The 18,341-nt window shown below is 61.7% G+C and carries 15 protein-coding genes; 13 read left to right on the top strand and 2 right to left on the bottom strand.

Annotated elements, in window-relative coordinates; all coding sequences use genetic code 11:
• The first annotated feature begins 4 nt into the window (after positions 1-4).
• From BFQ01_RS16565 to BFQ01_RS16515, 11 genes are all read left to right on the top strand, one after another.
• A complete protein-coding gene (locus BFQ01_RS16565) occupies positions 5-1,048 on the top strand; it encodes a PLP-dependent cysteine synthase family protein (protein ID WP_065926101.1) in 1,044 nt (347 codons plus the stop codon).
• Between the two features lie 28 nt (positions 1,049-1,076).
• Entirely contained in the window at positions 1,077-2,225 is a 1,149-nt protein-coding gene (locus BFQ01_RS16560) for an NAD/NADP-dependent octopine/nopaline dehydrogenase family protein (RefSeq protein ID WP_065926100.1), read from the top strand.
• Positions 2,226-2,262: 37 nt separating this feature from the next.
• Entirely contained in the window at positions 2,263-4,113 is a 1,851-nt protein-coding gene (locus BFQ01_RS16555; protein WP_065926099.1) for an IucA/IucC family protein, read from the top strand.
• A gap of 16 nt (positions 4,114-4,129) precedes the next feature.
• The gene (locus BFQ01_RS16550) at positions 4,130-5,374 is read left to right on the top strand and encodes an MFS transporter (protein WP_065926098.1); all 1,245 of its coding nucleotides are present in this window, start codon (positions 4,130-4,132) and stop codon (positions 5,372-5,374) included.
• A gap of 15 nt (positions 5,375-5,389) precedes the next feature.
• Positions 5,390-6,574, top strand: a complete 1,185-nt coding sequence (locus BFQ01_RS16545) for an aminotransferase class V-fold PLP-dependent enzyme (protein ID WP_065926097.1) — start codon at positions 5,390-5,392, stop codon at positions 6,572-6,574.
• 85 nt (positions 6,575-6,659) lie between these two features.
• Complete coding sequence (locus BFQ01_RS16540; RefSeq protein ID WP_065926096.1) at positions 6,660-7,175, top strand: sigma-70 family RNA polymerase sigma factor; 516 nt, start codon at positions 6,660-6,662, stop codon at positions 7,173-7,175.
• Entirely contained in the window at positions 7,176-8,153 is a 978-nt protein-coding gene (locus BFQ01_RS16535; RefSeq protein ID WP_065926095.1) for a FecR domain-containing protein, read from the top strand. It begins immediately after the preceding gene.
• Positions 8,154-8,254: 101 nt separating this feature from the next.
• Positions 8,255-10,669: a TonB-dependent receptor gene (locus tag BFQ01_RS16530; RefSeq protein WP_065926094.1), complete on the top strand. Its 2,415-nt coding sequence runs from the start codon at positions 8,255-8,257 to the stop codon at positions 10,667-10,669.
• 64 nt (positions 10,670-10,733) lie between these two features.
• A complete protein-coding gene (locus BFQ01_RS16525) occupies positions 10,734-11,888 on the top strand; it encodes an ABC transporter substrate-binding protein (RefSeq protein WP_065926093.1) in 1,155 nt (384 codons plus the stop codon).
• Positions 11,885-12,931: a FecCD family ABC transporter permease gene (locus tag BFQ01_RS16520; protein WP_065926092.1), complete on the top strand. Its 1,047-nt coding sequence runs from the start codon at positions 11,885-11,887 to the stop codon at positions 12,929-12,931. The genes BFQ01_RS16525 and BFQ01_RS16520 overlap by 4 nt, the downstream gene beginning before the upstream one ends.
• Positions 12,925-13,680, top strand: a complete 756-nt coding sequence (locus BFQ01_RS16515; RefSeq protein WP_065926091.1) for an ABC transporter ATP-binding protein — start codon at positions 12,925-12,927, stop codon at positions 13,678-13,680. Before BFQ01_RS16520 ends, BFQ01_RS16515 begins: the two co-directional genes overlap by 7 nt.
• A gap of 143 nt (positions 13,681-13,823) precedes the next feature.
• On the opposite strand, the gene BFQ01_RS16510 is transcribed toward BFQ01_RS16515, so the two are convergent.
• Positions 13,824-14,831: an aldo/keto reductase gene (locus BFQ01_RS16510; RefSeq protein WP_065926090.1), complete on the bottom strand. Its 1,008-nt coding sequence runs from the start codon at positions 14,829-14,831 to the stop codon at positions 13,824-13,826.
• A 441-nt stretch (positions 14,832-15,272) separates the two neighbouring features.
• On the opposite strand from BFQ01_RS16510, the gene BFQ01_RS16500 reads away from it, so the two are divergent.
• The gene (locus BFQ01_RS16500) at positions 15,273-16,259 is read left to right on the top strand and encodes an acrylyl-CoA reductase (NADPH) (RefSeq protein WP_065926088.1); all 987 of its coding nucleotides are present in this window, start codon (positions 15,273-15,275) and stop codon (positions 16,257-16,259) included.
• A gap of 149 nt (positions 16,260-16,408) precedes the next feature.
• On the opposite strand, the gene BFQ01_RS16495 is transcribed toward BFQ01_RS16500, so the two are convergent.
• Positions 16,409-16,996 (bottom strand): TetR/AcrR family transcriptional regulator, encoded by a 588-nt coding sequence (locus BFQ01_RS16495; RefSeq protein ID WP_065926140.1) that lies wholly within the window; start codon positions 16,994-16,996, stop codon positions 16,409-16,411.
• 148 nt (positions 16,997-17,144) lie between these two features.
• On the opposite strand from BFQ01_RS16495, the gene BFQ01_RS16490 reads away from it, so the two are divergent.
• Entirely contained in the window at positions 17,145-18,245 is a 1,101-nt protein-coding gene (locus BFQ01_RS16490; RefSeq protein WP_065926087.1) for an alkene reductase, read from the top strand.
• Positions 18,246-18,341: the final 96 nt, after the last annotated feature.

Raw genomic sequence — 18,341 nt, 5'->3', positions numbered from 1 at the left:
TCATATGATACTGACTAAAGTTTCCGAGCTGATCGGCAATACGCCTATGTTGGGTATTTATATTCCGGGCACTGATGCCCGGCTGTTATTAAAGATAGAGAAAAACAATCCCGGCGGCAGTATCAAGGACCGCATGGCGCGCAACATGGTACTCGCCGCGCTCAAGTCCGGACGCTTGAAACCAGGTGGCGTGGTGGTTGAGTCGTCGTCGGGCAATACCGGCATCGGCCTGGCCATGGCCGCCGTCGAATTCGGCCTGCAATTTATCGCCGTGGTCGACCATCACGCGGCGCAGGACAAGATCGCGGTGATGAAGGCACTGGGCGCCGATATTCGGTTTGTCGCGGGAACTTATCGTGAAGATGAAGTCGCGGTGGTAGAGCGCCAGCGCCTGGCGGCCGAACTCGCCGAGCAGATCCCGGGGGCCGTGTTCATGAACCAGTCCGACAACGCGGCCAACGCCGGCGGCTACAGCGACTTTGTGCGGGAAACCATCGTTCAGGCCGAAGGTGTGATCGGCGCGTATGTCGGTTGCGTCGGTACCGGCGGGTCGATGACCGGGATTGCCCGAGGCCTTAAACAGCACAACCCCGACATTGTGACCGTGGCGGTGGAGCCCGCAGGTTCCATCGTTTTCGGGCATCCCGGCTATCCGTACTATCAGTCCGGTACCGGCACGCCTGCCGGGGACACAGTGGGGCTGGTGCTCGATTACAGCTGCATCGACCTGGGCGTGCAGGTCACCGACTCACAAGCCTTCGAGACCTCGCGCTATATCGCCCGCCACCTCGCCCTGCTGGTAGGCGGCTCGACCGGGGGCGCAATTTTCAAGGCCCTGGAGCTGATTCACAAAGGTGTACTGAGCGGCAATGTAGTAGTGCCGATTGCCGATGGCGGCGAAAAATACCTGCACACGGTCTTCGATGATAAGTGGCTGGAGGAACGCGACTTGCTCGACCCCGGCGTCGCGTCGCAGTTGGATGCCTGGCTGGACAAGAACCACTGGCAGGAGTCCAGCTCCGCCCCGCTGCAACTGAGCGTCGCATGACCCTCTTTCGACCAAGGAGCGCCTCTGAATGAAACCGCTGAAAGTCGCCATTTGCGGCGGTGGCCGAACAGGTCATCTCAACGCCATTCTGTTCAAGCAACTGCCTGACGTCCAGGTTTCGCTGCTGACCAGCAACCTGGAAGTCGTCGACCACCACACGCGGCAGGTGCCGCTCCAGGCCCTGCTGCCGGACGGCTCCACATTGAACGCCCGGCTGGATCGGGTGACCGCCGAGGCCAGGCCCGCCGTCGAAGACGCCGACATCGTCATCATCACGGTGCCAGCCCATGCCCGTGCCAAAACCCTGCAGGCCATCGCGCCGCACTTGAGCACGAGCAAACCGGTGTACATCGGTGCGATTCCGGGCTTCTGCGGGTTCGACTGGCTGGCCGAGGCCACACTGGCAAACCACCCGAACCTGGTGATCTGGGGCATGAAGGACGTACCTCATACCGCCTTCGATCTCACCCCCGGTAGGTCGATAAAAATGGGCGGCGGCAAAAGCCAGTTATATGTCGCGACCCATGCCCGCGAATCCCAGGTGTCGCGCCAGCACTTGCACGACATCCTCACACGCCTCTACGGCCCTTGCGTCACGCTGCTCGATCACTACCTGGAGATCACCCTGACGCCCGGTAACCCGATCATGCACAGCTCGGTGATCTACGGGTTGATCGGCCCCTACGGGCAATGGCACCGCAAGATCTTTCCCCAGCGCCTGTGCTGGTGGACGGAGTGCCCCGAACTGGGCGCCTACTTCCTGGAACGCATGGATCAGGAAAGCCAGGAACTGTGCGCGGTCATCAGTGCGCGCATGGGCGTCGACCTGTCGTCCGTCAAATCCTTGAAACAGGAAATCGTCGAGGCGTACGGCGATCAGATTCGCGACCAGAGCAGCATGTTGTCCATTCTGCGCACCAACCAGGCCTACAACGACATCCTCGCGCCCATGGTGCCAGCCGGTGATAACCGCGCCGGGTATGTGATCGAGCGTGAGAGCCGTGCGTTCAACGAAGACGTCGCCTATGGCCTGGTGCTGCTGGTGGAAATGGCCAGGCGTTTTGAACTGAAAGTGCCCTATATCGAAGAAGTCCTGCACTGGAGCGTTGCCTACATGCAAGGCCTGCGCGACTCGGCGCTGGATTACTTCCCGAGCCAATGGCCTCGCACGGCATAACCCTTTTAATGAATGACTCAACAAGCAGAGAGCTGATATGGATGACCTCAACACCTTGATCGCCTACTCCCGCAAGAACGCCCTGCGCCGGCTGATTCGTTGCTTGTTTGCGGAAAATATCCTGGATCGTTCGGCGCTGGCGTTTACCCACGACGGCCAGCAGGCCACCTACCCGCTCAAGCAGAACGGCGCGCAGCTGTTTTTCTCCGAGATTGCGCTGGGCCCGGCCGACACGCTGGTCAATGACGGCGACGTGGTGCTACTGACGGCCGAAGGCGTGCGCCAGGTGATCACCCGCCATCAGGACCTGCTGGATGTACTGCGCGACAGTTTCGACTTCGAGCCCAGCGACGAAGGTGTGGCCGGTCTCAAGTCGGATATGGAAAACAGCCTGCTGAACGACGCCCACGCACGTCAGTTCCGCCAACACTGGAACGCGCGCCTGGCGCAGGCCGCTCAACGCCAGGGCCTCAGCAGCCTCACCGATTACCTGCGTCGGCATGCAAGCACCAAGGACGCCGCGATCTTGCTGGATCAGTGGGGCTCGCTGGAAGGCCACCCCTACTACCCGACCTGGAAAGCCCGCCCCGGGCTGAATGACGCTGAGGTCGAGCAACTGTCTCCGGAGTTCAACGCCCAGGTGCCCCTGCGGATAGCCGCCTTGCGTGCCGACATGGCCAAAAGCGAAAGCATGCCTCACGTGACCAACTACCACGCCTGGTTCGCCAGCAATTTCCCGGCACACTGGGAGCAATGGAAAGCGGCGCTCAACGCCAAAGGCCTGGATGAAACGCAATGGCTGCCCCTGCCGATTCATGCCTGGCACTTGCAGGCCTATGTGCTCAAGACGTTTGCTGCGGAAATCGAAGAAGGCCTGCTGATCACTGAGGGGCCGGATATTCAGACGCTGCCGACCATGTCATACCGCACGATGATGCCGGTCCTGGACCACGCTGCACCGCTGATCAAATTGCCCATCGCGTTGTGGATGACCAGCGAGTTGCGCAGCCTGCAAGCCAAGTCGATCCATATGGGGCCGCGCATCAGCACAGTGATCACGCAAATCCTGGAAGCCGAAAACGGTTTCGACCAGCAACTGGAAATCTTCCCGGAAGAAATCGGCGTGCGCTACCGCCACGCAATCACCCAGGACGACGTACCGGGAAAACACCTGTCCGTGGTGTTTCGTGCCAGCCGGCAAGCGTTCGAACGCAGCGATGAGCGTCTGCCGATCACGGTGGCTTCGTTGTTCACCCGTTTACCGGGCAGCGGTCGGCCGCTGTTTACCGACCTGATCGAACGCGACGGGGTGCGTGCCGACGCCGCCAGCGTAGAACAGTGGTTTCGCCACTATGCCAAGGTCGTCACCCACCCCGTGGTGGCAATCTATCTGCTGTACGGTATCGGGCTCGAAGCGCACCAGCAGAACACCATGGTGCTGTTCTCACCAGATGGCGTGCCGCGCAGCCTGCTGATCCGCGATTTTGGCGATGGCAGAACCTACGCCCCCCTGCTGGAAGAACGCGGTTATACGTTACAGCCGCATGTGCAGCCTGGCATTCTGCCTACGGTATTTAGCGGCGATATCGAGCCGGTGCGCATGTTTGTACTGGACGCCGCGTTCCTCACCCACTTGCATGAAATGGCCCTGTGGCTGACCAAGGAGTACGGCATGGACAACACACGTTTGTGGGCAATATTGCGCGAGGAAACCGAAAACGCCTTTGCCGCCGTGCGCGAGCGGGTCTCGCCGCAGGTGTGGGAGGTCGAGCGCCAGGCCTTTGTCGAGGATCCATGGCCTACCCGTTCGTTACTGCGCATGCATTTGATGCAGTATTCCAACTATCGTTTGCAGCACACCCTGACCAACCCGCTAGCTGCCGTTTAATCACTGAGGCCGTCTCATGTCCCAAGCAGGTGCCATCCAGGGTTCGCGTGTAAGAATCCTCATTTATCTTCTGTTCGCGATCCAGCTGGTCTCCATGGGCGCGATGGAAATGAGCGGGCCGTTCTGGCCCGTGCACCTGCGCGGGCTGGCGTCCTCGGAGTCGGTATTCAGCTTCGCCAGCATCGCCGTGTACGTCGGGCCGATGCTGGGCATCATGCTGACCAGTGCATTCTGGGGCCGTATCGGCGATCGCTACGGCCACAAGCTGATGATGATCCGCGCACTCGCGGGGTTGTCCCTGACCCAGCTCGGGCTGGCCTTTTTCAGTGACATCTGGGTCATCCTGGTCCTGCGTTTTCTGCAGGGCGCCTTTGCCGGCTATATAGCCCCGGCGCAGGCTTACGGGGTCAGTATCGAAGCGCCGTCGCGGCGGGCGCGGTTATTCGCGATCCTGCAGATATCGACCAATGTCGGCTCACTGCTCGGTGCGGTCGTAGGCGGCCTGATCCTCGATTACGCGACGTTTTTCTGGATCAACATCGTCGCCTCGGTGCTCTGTGCACTCTGTACCGTCATCGCCGCCGTGACCTTGCCGGATGTGCCTCCCGTACCAAAAAAGCCGACGGTGGCCACCCGCACGCCGGTCGCAGGCACCGACAGCGTATGGCGCAGCTCTCCGCTGCTGTCGCTGCTGTGCGTCATGGGCATCCTGCTGCTCGCGCGCATGCTGCCGCAGACCTCGTTCTCGCTGTATGTGAGCTCGACGTTCGAGGTCAACAACTCCGTCGTCGGCTTGTGCTACGGGTTGCTGGCGCTGGGCTTCATCCTGTCGGCAACGGCATGGTCGCGCTACTTCGAGCATCGTTCCCAGGCAGAAACCCTGCAACGCATCACATATGTCGTCATGGGCTGCATCGCCCTGACCGCCGTGGCGGGCGTAACGCGCAGCGCCGTGGTATTTATCGTCGCCTACTTCATTTGGGGGGTGCTGCTAGGGGCGACCACCCCCGTGCTGATGGCGTTGGTCTCGAAAACCGCCGACAGCTCGCGACAAGGCTACGTACTGGGTATTGCCCAAAGCACTGCGCAGTTCGCCTCGATTGCCGGCATCTCCATCGGTGGCTTGCTGAGCCAGGTCTACGGCCTGCAATACACCTATCTTTTCGTGTGCCTGGCCTATGCAGTGGCGCTGATTCCCATGGTCGCGCTGCGGTACTGGTCGGTGTCCGCGCCTTCCAATGGCGTTGCAGGCAGCGACTGAACAAGGAGTAAGGGTTTGAACATTGAACAACTGCGTGCCGATACACCGGGTGTCGAGCATCTGATCCATTTCAATAATGCCGGTGCGGCGCTGATGCCTGAGCCGGTGGTCCAGGTCATGACCGGGCACCTGCAACAGGAAGCCCGCCTCGGCGGGTATGAAGCGGCCGCCCGATGCGCGCCTGAACTGGACAATGTCTACACCGCCGTCGGGCGCCTGATCAATGCGCACCCCACTGAAATCGCAGTGGTCGAAAACGCCACCCGAGCCTGGGACATGGCCTTCTATTCACTGGCGCTCAAGCCCGGCGACGCCGTGCTGACCTCCATGACCGAATACGCCGGCAACTACATCCCATACCTGCAATTGAGGCAGCAGCGCGGGATCGAGATCCGGATCATCCCCAACGATGAACACGGCCAGGTGTGCCTCGCAGCCTTGGCGGCCATGCTTGAAGACGAGCGCGTCGCCCTGGTATCGCTGCCGATGATCGCCACCAACGGCGGGCCTGTGCAACCCGTCGAGCAGATCGGTGCCCTCGCCCGGGCGGCGGGTGTGTTGTTCCTGCTGGACGCTTGCCAAGGGGTGGGCCAGGTGCCGATCGATGTGCAAAAGATCGGCTGCCATATGCTCGCCGCCACCAGTCGAAAATACCTGCGCGGGCCGAGGGGCGTGGGGTTCCTGTACGTAGAACAATCCCTGTGCCAACGCCTGGAGCCGGTTTTTCTGGACCTGCATGCGGCGTCCTTGCTCACGGCAGACAGCTTTGAAATTCGTGCGGATGCGCGACGTTTTGAAAATTGGGAATGCAATGTTGCGGCCAAGCTGGGCCTGGGGGCCGCAGCGGAGTATGCGTTGGCGCAGGGTATCGAACCGATATGGCAGCGCATCCAGCACCTGGCGGGTTACTTACGCCATCGACTGACCGACGTGGCGGGTATCACCTCGCAGGACCTGGGCCCTGTAAAGTCCGGCATCGTCACCTTCAGTCATCGCCACCACAGCGCCCCACAGGTGCAGCAGTGGCTCGCAGCGCAACCCAAACGCATCAACGTGAGCACTTCGACAGCAGGCTCGACCCTGCTCGACATGCAGCAGCGGGGCTTGCTTGAGGTCAGCCGTGCATCGGTTCACGCTTACAACACCGAAGCTGAAATCGATTTGCTGATTGACGCCTTGATACGCCTGTCACACGCCTGATCACGGGACACGATGGCGCTTGCGCTCAAGCTGGTTTGTCAACTAGCATTGGGAATACTTCTCAATTACAAAAAAATCTGCCGCCATGAGCGAAATCTCTTCCGCAAATCATCTCAATCACCTGCGCGCCATCGAGGCCCTGTACAGCGGGCATCACGGCTGGCTGTATGCCACGCTGAAGAGAAAACTGGGTAACGCCATGGATGCGGCGGATCTGGCGCAGGACACCTTCACCCGGATCCTCGCCTCACAAGTCACGGTGATTGACCAGCCACGGGCGTACCTGAGCTGCGTGGCCAAGGGCATCCTGGTCAACTGGTACCAGCGCAAGGCACTGGAACGCGCCTACCTGGATGCGCTGGCGAACGTGCCCACCCACGAAGCGCCGTCGCCCGAGGCGCACTTCATGGTGCTGGAAACCCTGCACGAAATCGACGCCATGCTCGATACCCTGGCGCCCCTGGTCAAGCGCGCCTTCCTGCTGTCGCAGATCAACGGCCTCAAGTACGACGACATCGCCGAGCAACTGGGTGTATCGCTGATCACCGTCAAGCGCTACATGAAACAGGCCTTCGTACAGTGCCTGATGCTGGTGGAGTGAATGCTCGGTCTGCGCAAGGAGCCGCCGCTGGACCCGCAGGTACTCGAAGAAGCCGCCGAGTGGCTGATGCGCTTGAGCGAACGCGAACTGAGCGAGCACGAGCGCGCCGAATGGGAGCGCTGGAAGGTCAGCAGCCCGGAGCGGGATCGCGCCTGGTCCCGTGCGCAATTGCTGCAGAGCAAGTTCGGCGGCCTGCCGCCCGCCCTGGCGATGTCGGCGCTGGACCGGCCAGACAGCCCTGAACGTCGTGCAGCACTGGGCAAGCTGGCGATCCTGCTGGCGCTGGCGCCCGCGGGTTGGGGGAGCTGGAAGCTGGCGCAATCGCAGCAATGGTCAGCGGACTATCGCACCGACGTTGGCCAACGCCGCGAACTGACCCTGGCCGATGGCTCACGCATCACCCTGAACACCGCCACCGCCATCGACGTCGTATTCGACGACCGTCAACGGCTTATTCACCTGCGCGAGGGCGAAATCCTGGTGCAGACCGCCGTGGACACCGCCCCCCTGCCCCGGCCGTTCCTGATCAGCACCCGCCAGGGAAGCATTCAGGCGCTGGGCACACGGTTTACCGTGCGTGAAGTCAGCCCCCGCACCCATCTTGCGGTCATCGACGGCGCGGTGCGGGTGATATTGGCCGATAACCGCCAGACCCCGCCGCTGATCGTCAATGCAGGGCAGCGCACCGACTTCTCCTCACAGACCTTTGGTGACCTGGCGCCGACCGATCGCTACATCGGTTCATGGACCCAAGGCATGTTGATGGCCGACAAGATGCGCCTGGCGGATTTCGTCGCGGAACTGACGCGCTACCGCCGAGGTTTCCTGCGCTGTGATCCGGCCATCGCCGACTTGCGCATTTCCGGGGCCTTTCCGATCAGTGATACCGATCGCACCTTGAGCATGCTGGTGCACACTTATCCCGTGCTGGCGAACAGTCATTTGCGCGGTTACTGGGTCACCCTGTCGCCCGCCTGACTCTCACGCAAAAATAAACGGCGGCCGGGGTGATACTTTTTTCGATCTCGACTGGCAAAGACAGGAACAGCCTTTTCCTCTCGTCCATGGGTCATCCTTTCATGCTCGTAGCACGGCCCCTGCGTCCGGCTCGTCCGCTCAAACCGATGGTGCACGGCGTTGTGCTCAGCCTGCTGCTGGCCGGAGCCATGTGCCCGGTGGCGTTGGCGGATGCACCGGCCCAATTGGACTCAGTCGCTGTGCAGGCCTACCACATTGCCCCCGGCCCGCTCGGCGCGACGCTCTCAAGCTTTGCCGTGGACGCCGGTATTGCCCTGTCGTTCCAGCCGTCGATCACGGAGGGCCTGATCAGCCCCGAACTGAACGGCACCTACTCCACGCAGGAAGCCGTCACGCGTTTGCTCGAAGGCAGCGGCCTGGAGATGGTGTTGCGCAGCGATGGCAGCTACACCCTGGTACTGCGCCGGCTGACGCTGTCGGCGACCACGGTGGAGGCGGCGCAAAAACACACCGATAGCCTGCCGCCGGTGTACCCGGGCGGCCAGGTGGCCGAGGGCGGGCGTCTCGGCCTGCTGGGCAATACGGATGTGATGGACGCGCCGTTCAGCATCAGCACCTATACCGCGTCATTGATCAAAGACCAGCAGGCGACCACCGTGGGCGACGTGCTGGAGCGCGACTCTTCGGTCCGCTCCACCGGCCAGACGGGAGGGATCGTCGACTCATTCTTTATCCGCGGCTTTCCGGTGGGCGAAGGCAACCTCGGAGAACTGGCGTTCGACGGTGTGTACGGCGTGGCCTCCAATTACCGGGTCTTCACCGACTACGCCGAACGCATCGAAGTGGTCAAAGGCCCTGGCGCCCTCCTCTACGGCATGTCCCCCAACAGCGCCGTCGGTGGCGTGATCAACGTGGTCCCCAAGCGCGCCCTGGACGAGGACCTGACCCGCGTCACGGCCACCTATGCCCAGGACCGACAACTGGGAACCCATATCGACCTGAGTCGGCGGTTTGGCGAGGACCGGCGATTCGGCATGCGCGTCAACGGCCGCGTGCAGCAGGGTGACACTGTCATCGACAAGCAATCGCGGGATGTCGGGGTCAGTGCCATCGCCCTGGATTACCAGGGCGATCGCCTGCGCACCAGCCTGGACCTGATCAACCAGCAAGAGCAATTCGACGCGGCGTCACGGCCCTTCCTGATCGCGCCCGGCGTGCCGATTCCCCACGCCGCCAACGGGCGTACCAACGTCAGCCAGGCGTGGGGCTGGTCCAAGACTCGCGACGAGTCGGCATTGCTGGGTGGCGAGTATGACGTGAGCGACGCACTGACCCTGTTTGCCCATGCCGGCGGTGGGAAGTCGAACGTGGCACGCCTTTCCGACCAGACCCCGACCATCATCAACACCGTCGGCGACACCTCGTCGATCCCCGGCTATTACAAATTTAAAGTACGGCGCTACACGGTCGACAGCGGTGCCCGACTGCGTTTCGACACCGGGCCGATCAGCCACAGCACCACGCTGCAAGTGACGCGCTATCGCGATGAGTTGTCGCGCGGCATTATTTCCGGCCCGCCGATCCTGTCGAACATTTACCACCCTGTCTCACGACCCGAGGCCGACATTGCTACGCCTGCCACGCCGAAAGTCTCGGCGACCGAATTGTCCGGCGTCGCCGTTGCCGACACCTTGTCGATCCTCGATCAGCGCCTGCAGGTGACGGCCGGCCTGCGCAAACAGACCATCCGCTCCAACAACTACGACGCGGCGGGTACGGTGACCACGGCTTACGACGACGGCAGGACCACGCCGCTGTTCGGCGCAGTTGTCCGGCCCTGGGAGCATGTGTCGTTCTACTACAACTACCTGGAAGGCTTGAGCAAAGGCGATATCGCCCCCGCCACGGCCTCGAACGCGGGCCAGATCTTTGCCCCCTACGTCTCACGCCAGCATGAGGTGGGGGTCAAGCTCGACTACGGCACGGTCATGTCCACACTCGCGCTGTTCCAGATCACCAAACCCAGTGGCGAGCTGTCAGGTACCACCTTTGCGGTACAAGGCGAACAGCGCAACCGCGGCCTGGAGCTGAACGTATCCGGTGAGGCCGGCCAAGGCACACGCCTGCTGGGCGGGGTGACGCTGCTGGATGCGCAACTGACCAAAAGCGCGGTTGCGGCCAACCGGGGCAACACCCCAGTGGGGGTGCCGAAGGTGCAAGCCAACCTCTGGGCCGAGTGGGACGTGCCCTGGGTCGAGGGGCTGACGCTAACCAGCGGGGCGTTGTACACCGGCAGCCAATATGTGAACCAGGCCAACACCCAGCAGTTGGACCCCTGGACCCGCTTCGACATGGGCGTGCGCTACAGCACGCGCATCGCCCAGCGGCCGACGACCTTTCGCGCCACGGTACAGAACGTGTTCGACCGTGAGTATTGGTCGGGGGTCGCTTCCTATGGTGCGTTCTCTCAAGGCTCGCCACGCACCCTTCTACTGTCGACCACGGTCGATTTCTGAAACCTTCGGCCCGGCACGGCAAGCTGCACCGCCACCCGGCCCGACCACTGCAAAGGCTTTAACCATGGTTACCATTGTTCGACGCAGCCACGCCTTCGCCGGGCTGCTGCTTGCGGGTTTGTTGGGATGGGCTCTGCCGTCGACGGCCGCCGAGCCGCAGGCACCACGCAGCACCGTCACCGATTTGCTCGGGCGCCAGGTCAAGGTGCACCTGCCGGTCCGGCGGGTGATTCTCGGGGAAGGCCGTCAGTTGTACCTGGTTGCCGCGCTGGATACGCAAAACCCCATCGAGCGAATCGTCGGCTGGCGCAAGGACCTGATCCAGTCCGACCCGGACACCTATGGCGCTTACCTGCGTAAATTTCCCGCCATCGCCAAAATCCCCACCTTTGGCGGCTTTGAAGACGGCACCTTCGATATCGAGCAGGCCATCTCCCAGCGCCCGGACGTGATCATCCTCAATATCGAGGCCCAGCACGCGACCGAGGACGCCCGCTATATCGAAAAGCTCGATGCCCTGGGGATTCCAGTGGTGTACGTCGACTTTCGCAACCACCCGATGCAGAACACCGAACCGACCATGCGCCTGTTCGGCCAGTTGTTCGGCAAAGAGGCGCGTGCCGAAGCGTTTATCGACTTTCGCAACCAGCAGATCCGCCGCGTCACCGACGTGATCAACGCGCAACACCCTTCGCGCCCCAGCGTGTTCATCGAGCGTATCGGTGGCTACACCGACGATTGCTGCCTGAGTTTCGGCAATGAAAACTTCGGTCTGTTCGTCGATATGGCGGGGGGCAATAACATCGCCAGAGGCGTTATTCCCACCACCTTTGGCCAGCTGAATCCCGAGCAAGTGATCGTCGCCAACCCGGAACAGGTGGTGGTCACCAGTGCCAACTGGGAAGCCTTTGCCCCCGGTGGCCACTGGGTCGGGGTGGGGCCCGGTGCCGACATGGCCCAAGCCCGGCGCAAACTGGCCTGGTATACCCAACGCCCGGCCTATGCCGGGATCAAGGCGCAGGATGACCAGGCGTTCCATGCCATCTGGCACCAGTTCTACAACAGCCCTTATCAGTTCGTGGCCATCCAGCAGTTGGCCAAGTGGTTTCATCCGACATTGTTTACCGACCTGGACCCTGAAGCCTCGTTTCGCGAATTGCACGAGCGATTCCTGCCGGTGCCCTATGAGCCGGGTTACTTCGTGAGCCTCAAGCCATGAGTGCCGTGATCCAACGCGACACCTACCGGGCCCTGGTGCTGCGCAAACGCCTGATCCTCGGTGGCCTGCTCTTGCTGCTGTTGTGCAGTGTGCTGCTTGACCTGGCCCTGGGGCCGGCGCGCTACAGCTTCAATGAAGTACTCGGTGCACTGTTTGCGCCGGACAGTGCGCCGGCACAGGTTCGCGTGGTGATGTGGGACATCCGCCTGCCGATCGCCCTGATGGCCGTTGCCGTGGGTGCGGCGTTGTCACTGGCAGGCGCGCAGATGCAGACCATCCTCAATAACCCGCTGGCCAGCCCCTTCACCTTGGGCATTTCCGCCGCCGCCAGTTTTGGTGCAGCCATGGGGCTGGCGTTTGGTGTGGCGCTGTTTCCGTTGGCGGCGCAGTACATGGTGCCGGTCAACGCGTTCATCATGGCCATGCTGTCGGCGTTGCTGATTCACTTCCTGAGCATGCGTCGCGGGGTCACCGCGGAAACCATCGTGCTATTGGGTATTGCCCTGGTCTTCACGTTTAACGCGTTATTGGCCCTGGTGCAGTTTTTCGCCACCGAGCAAGCCGTGGCGGCCGTGGTGTTCTGGACCATGGGCAGCCTGACCAAAGCCACCTGGCCCAAACTCGGGGTGATCTGCCTGGTGATCGTGATCACCCTGCCGATCTTTGCCAAGCGCGCCTGGGCCCTGACCGCACTGCGACTGGGGGACGACAAGGCCGCCAGCTTCGGGATCAACGTACGCAGCCTGCGCTTTCAGACGCTGATCATGGTCAGCCTGCTCGCCTCGTTCCCCGTGGCCTTTGTGGGCACCATCGGCTTTATCGGGCTGGTCGGCCCGCATATTGCGCGGATGTTGATCGGCGAGGACCAACGCTTCTTCCTTCCGGCCTCGCTGCTGACCGGCGCACTGATTCTGTCCGCCAGTTCAGTGGTGAGCAAAACCCTGATCCCCGGCGCCATCTTCCCGATCGGGGTGGTCACTTCACTGATCGGCGTGCCGTTCTTCATATCACTGATCCTCAGCGGGAAGAAAAACACATGGTGAAGATTCAGCTGCAAGACCTGGGTGCCCGCTATGGCCAGCGCACGATCATCCGTGGCGTTACCACCGCCGCGTTCACCGGCGGCCAGGTGGTCGCGGTGGTGGGGCCCAATGCGGCGGGCAAGTCCACCTTGTTCAAACGCATGGCCGGGCTGATCGACGGGCCTGGACAGGTGATCCTGCAGGACTCGAAAAAGGGCCGGCAGGGCATCTGCTACATGCCCCAGGGCTTGAATGCCAGTGCGCGGTTGACGGTCTACGAATCGGTACTCCTGGCCCGCAAGCAACTGTCGCCGCAATGGACCGTCCACGATGACGAGTTGAACCTGGTCGACGAAATGCTCGAGGCCCTTGGCATCAGCGACTTGTCCTTTCGCAACCTCGGCGAACTCAGCGGCGGCCAGCAGCAACTGGTGTCCATCGCCCAGACCTTGGTGCGCGAACCGGAAGTCCTGCTGATGGACGAACCCACCAGCGCCCTCGACATGCATCGCCAGGTGCAAGTGTTGAACTTCATGGGCGCACTGGCCCGCCAACAGCAGGTCATCGTGTTTATTGCCCTGCATGACCTGAACCAGGCGTTGCGCTTTGCCGACCAGGTATTGGTGATTGCCGACGGCACCGCCCAAGGCAGCGGCGCGAGTCATGAGGTGATCACCGAACGCATGCTGCGCGAGGTGTACCAGGTTGAGGCGCGGATCGAGCAGTGCAGTCGGGGACAACGGCATATTTTGATCGACGGCATAACTTGACCGCGTACCCAGCACGAGCCATAGATTGATGCGAGAACATGCCGATAGCCGAAACCCGCGTCGTCAGCTTGGCTTGTTTCGTCCTCGCAGTGACTCCAGGCTTAACCCTCATTGACCGCGCGTTCGCATTGCACCTTCACAGGTCAGGCAACGACACGCTCTGGAGCGCCGTCAGCCCAAGCAACAGGTACCCTGGCTACTGCCGACGGCGCCAGGTCACTCACGCTATCAAGTCGACCAATTTGCTCCGCAGAGAGCTGCAGTGTCAGCGCTCCAAGGTTATCGGTAAGTTGGCCAAGTGAGCGCGGGCCGATAATGGGAACCGCACCATGCGTGCCTGCCCAAGCAATGGCAACCTGGCCCGGGCTGACGCCGTGTTCACCCGCTATAGCGACTACCGCGTCCAGCGTCTGCGTGCGCTGTGCCGAGTTCTCCGGCTGGAACACACGCCCTGCGAACCCTTCAGCACGCCCCTTTTCCCCTTGCCGGTACTTTCCGGTCAACATACCGCCCCCCAGGGGCGACCACGTCACGATGCCGAGACCGAGCGCATGCGATGCCTTGAACAAATCGGCCTCGGGCTCGCGATGCACCAAGCTATGTTCGAATTGCGCAGCCGCAATCGGAACGGCATGGGACAGTTCGGCCAACGTGACCGCACGGGCGAGGCGCCAGGCGGGGAAGTTCGACAGGCCCGCGTACAGGATCTTGCCGGCACGCGCCAGGTCCTCGAAGCCTCGGACGATTTCCTCAAGGGGCGTGGTGCCATCCGGGTGATGCGCCCAGTAAATATCAATCCGATCGGTTTTGAGCCGTTTCAGGCTTGCCTCCACGGAAGCCACCATGGCCTTACGGCTGTTGCCGGTGACCAGTCGGTTCGCATTCTGCACTGCGCCACTGCTGAACTTGGTGGCGAGCACAAAATCCTCACGCCGCCCTTCCAGCAAGGTACCGAGCAGTTCTTCGGATTGCCCGAATTGGTAGACGTCAGCCGAATCGATGAAGTTGCCGCCAGCTTCGGCATAAGCGTTGAACACAGCTTTGCTGGCGTCGGGATCGGCGCCATAACCCCAGCCTGTGCCGAAGTTGCCCGTGCCGAGCGCCACCTGTGAAACCTGCAAACCGGTCTTTCCAAATGATGTGTACTTCATGCTGTGCTCCGTCAATTGAATCGGCCCTGTTGTCGGGATCGACTGGGCGCATGACCGCCTCGATAGCGTTCCCCTGCGCTTTAGTGACTTTCTTCAAGATCTGTGTAGATAGGCCAGCAGTGAAGCCTATAGCCTTCATTGATGTCAATCGCAATCAAAGATCTTGACGACGAAGATTATGATCGACATCATTGAGGTGCTTGCCTCACAAGGGTGCTGGAAATTTGCGCGCCCATCTGACCGCGCCCACCTGCTTTCGTCGAGGCGGGCTTGGCCTTCGAGTTTGCCGCCATGGTCCAGGAAAACCTCGCTGGGACGCCCAAGGACAAGGGCATCGTCACCTTCAACTACCCTCAGGTGGGTCGCAGGCGAACCCAAGGTTTTCCAGCTGGGTCAACTGATTTAGCACAACGCACGTGGTCACCTGACCAGGAGAAGACGATGACATTCAAGGCACTGCTCGCCAGCAAGACCGGTGACACCCTTTCAACCCGCTTGGTTGACTTTGAGGACGAGGATTTGATGCCGGGCGACGTCACCGTCGCGGTCGAATACTCAACGGTGAACTACAAGGACGCGATGGCGCTCAGTGGCCGGTCACCGATCATCCGCAAGTTTCCGCTGATTCCGGGGATCGACTTTGCCGGGGTCGTAGAGTCGTCGACCTATCCCGGCATTGTGGCCGGCGACCGTGTGCTGGCCAACGGCTGGGGACTCAGCCAGACTCACCACGGCGGCTTCGCCCAAAGGGCACGGGTGAGCGGTGATTGGCTGGTCAAGGTTCCCGCAGCGTTTTCGGCCCGGGATGCCATGGCCATCGGCACAGCGGGGTACACCGCAATGCTGTCCGTGCTGGCACTGGAACATGGCGGTCTGACGCCTGCGCGCGGCGACATCCTGGTGACCGGCGCCAATGGCGGCTCTGGATCGGTGGCGATTGCCCTGCTGTCCAAACTGGGCTATCGCGTGATCGCGTCGACCGGGCGGCTTGAAGAAGCCGATTACCTGCGCGCGCTCGGCGCGAACGAAATCATCGACCGCCACACCCTGTCCGCACCGGGCGCACCGATTTCCGAAGAGCGCTGGGCGGGCGCCATTGACTCGGTCGGCAGCCATACGTTGGCTAACGTGCTGGCGCATACCCGGTATCGTGGCGTGGTCGCGGCCTTCGGACTTGCACAAGGCGCGGATCTGCCCGCCTCTGTGCTCCCCTTCATCCTGCGCAACATCACCCTTGCTGGCATTGATTCGGTCAATGCGCCTCAGCAGATACGGCTGCAGGCTTGGTCGCGCCTTGCCAGTGACTTGGATCTGGACAAGCTTGCCCGAACCTCAAAGGTGGTTGGCCTCGGCGATGTTCCTGACATCGCCAGCCGCGTGCTCGCAGGGAAAATTCAGGGGCGCACCATCGTTGACGTGAACGCGTGACGGGGCGGCGGGGTTTTCCAGTGCCACAACGCGCTGTTGTCCGAGGCGCTGCCTCTGCTGGCGAAAATCGATGATCAACCGAGGATCGACCGCTTGCTCTCTCGCACCCCCATGAAGCGCATCGGCAGGCGCGCTTGAGGTCTCCCGGACTATTGCTCGCTGCCTGGCGATACCGGCAAGGAAGCCGATATCCGGGCGTGGCAAACCTCGAGTATTTCATCGGCGAGCGGCGAATCATCCGGACACGCTCGCGACAACACCATCGCGCCAACGGCATGAGCCAGTACGTCGATCATCTTCGCTCTCGTCTCGCCCGGCGCAGCGTCTTCGACGGTCGGAGACTTTTGCACCAGCGCTTGCAGCATGCGGTCTATGCCTTCGGCGAATGCACGCTTCAGCTCATCCGACTGACGCGCGGCGTCTCCACACAGGGCCGCCATGGTGCAGCCCTCGCCACGCCGGTCACGGTGATCCCTCGACACGTAGATATCGATGAACGTCTGAATATCAAGCGCCTCGGTGCCGGCGAGCGACCGGGAAAGACTGCTGGCTGCAGCCTCGGCCATCAGATCGGCCTTTGAGCCGAAATGTTTGTAGAAACCTCCGTGGGTGAACCCGGCGGCCCCCATGAGATCCACCAAACCTACGCCGTCAAACCCCCGCTCACGAAACAACACGGAGGCCGTCTCGACGATGTGCTCGCGATTTGCCTGCGCCTGCGCTTTGGTCACTTTCACCTGCGATACCTCGAACTTGCACAAAAAACCTACGCCCATAGTACATAGATGTTGATTGCAATCAAAATAATTGACAGCTTTGATTATGATCACCATCATAAAGGAAAACCAAATCCCTCTTCCGCCACAGCCACAGAAGACACCTCACATGACCGATCAAAATCTGTTTACTGCCTATACCCTTGGCTCACTGACCCTCGCCAACCGCATCGTGCTCGCGCCCCTGACGCGCAATCGCGCCGGCACTGGACTGGTGCCCAGCGAGTTCGCCCCCACTTACTACAGCCAGCGCGCTTCGGCCGGACTGCTGATCACCGAGGCCACCCAGATTTCGGCGCAGGCCCAGGGTTACCAAGACACACCCGGTCTTTACACCCAGGCGCAGATCGACGGCTGGCGCCGGGTTACCGAAGCGGTGCATGCCAAGGGCGGCAAGATTTTTGTGCAGCTGTGGCACGTTGGCCGGGTTTCCCATGTGGAGCTGCAACCGGGCGGTGCCGCCCCAGTAGCGCCGTCGGCCATCCGTGCCCAGACCAAGACCTTCGTCAATAACGGCTTTGCCGACGTGTCCGAGCCACGCGCACTCGAACTCGACGAACTGCCAGGCATCGTCAACGATTTCCGCCAAGCGGCAGCAAACGCCATTGCGGCCGGCTTCGACGGCGTGGAACTCCACGGTGCAAACGGCTATTTACTCGATCAATTCATCAAGGACGGCGCCAACCAGCGTACCGATGCCTACGGCGGTTCGATCGAAAATCGTGCGCGCCTGTTGCTGGAAGTGACCGCTGCAGTGGTCGCCGAGATTGGTGCGGACCGCACGGGCATTCGCCTGTCGCCGGTCTCGCCCGCCAATGGTGTGTCGAGCAGTGAGCCGCAGGCTCAGTTCGATTACATCGTCGACCAACTCAATGCGCTCGACATCGTTTACCTGCACGTCGTCGAAGGCGCGACCGGTGGGCCACGCGACGTGGCGCCGTTTGATTTCGACGCGTTGCGCCAGCGCTTCCAGAACACCTACATCGCCAACAATGGCTACGACCAAAACCTGGCCAACTCGCGGCTTGCGCAGGACAAGGCTGACCTGATCGCCTTTGGCCGCCCGTTTATCGGCAACCCGGATCTGGTGGAGCGGCTCAAGGCCGGTGCGCCGCTGTCCGCCTTCGACCCCACCACCCTCTACGGCGGCGGTGCGACGGGCTACATCGACTACCCGACACTGGCCGAATCAAGCGCTGCCACCAACTAGGCGGTGCCTGACCGGGCCAGGTTTTATTTGTGCACCCCTCTCACTGCGTGACCGAAGCTTGTATCCGGGAAGGTCCAGGTAACTCCGTATAAATGG

This window comes from Pseudomonas sp. 8 R 14 (assembly GCF_900005955.1).
Classification (GTDB): Bacteria; Pseudomonadota; Gammaproteobacteria; order Pseudomonadales; family Pseudomonadaceae; genus Aquipseudomonas; species Aquipseudomonas marginalis.
Note: the sequence above shows the minus strand (reverse complement) of the source record. Positions and strands in the feature narration are given on the sequence as shown.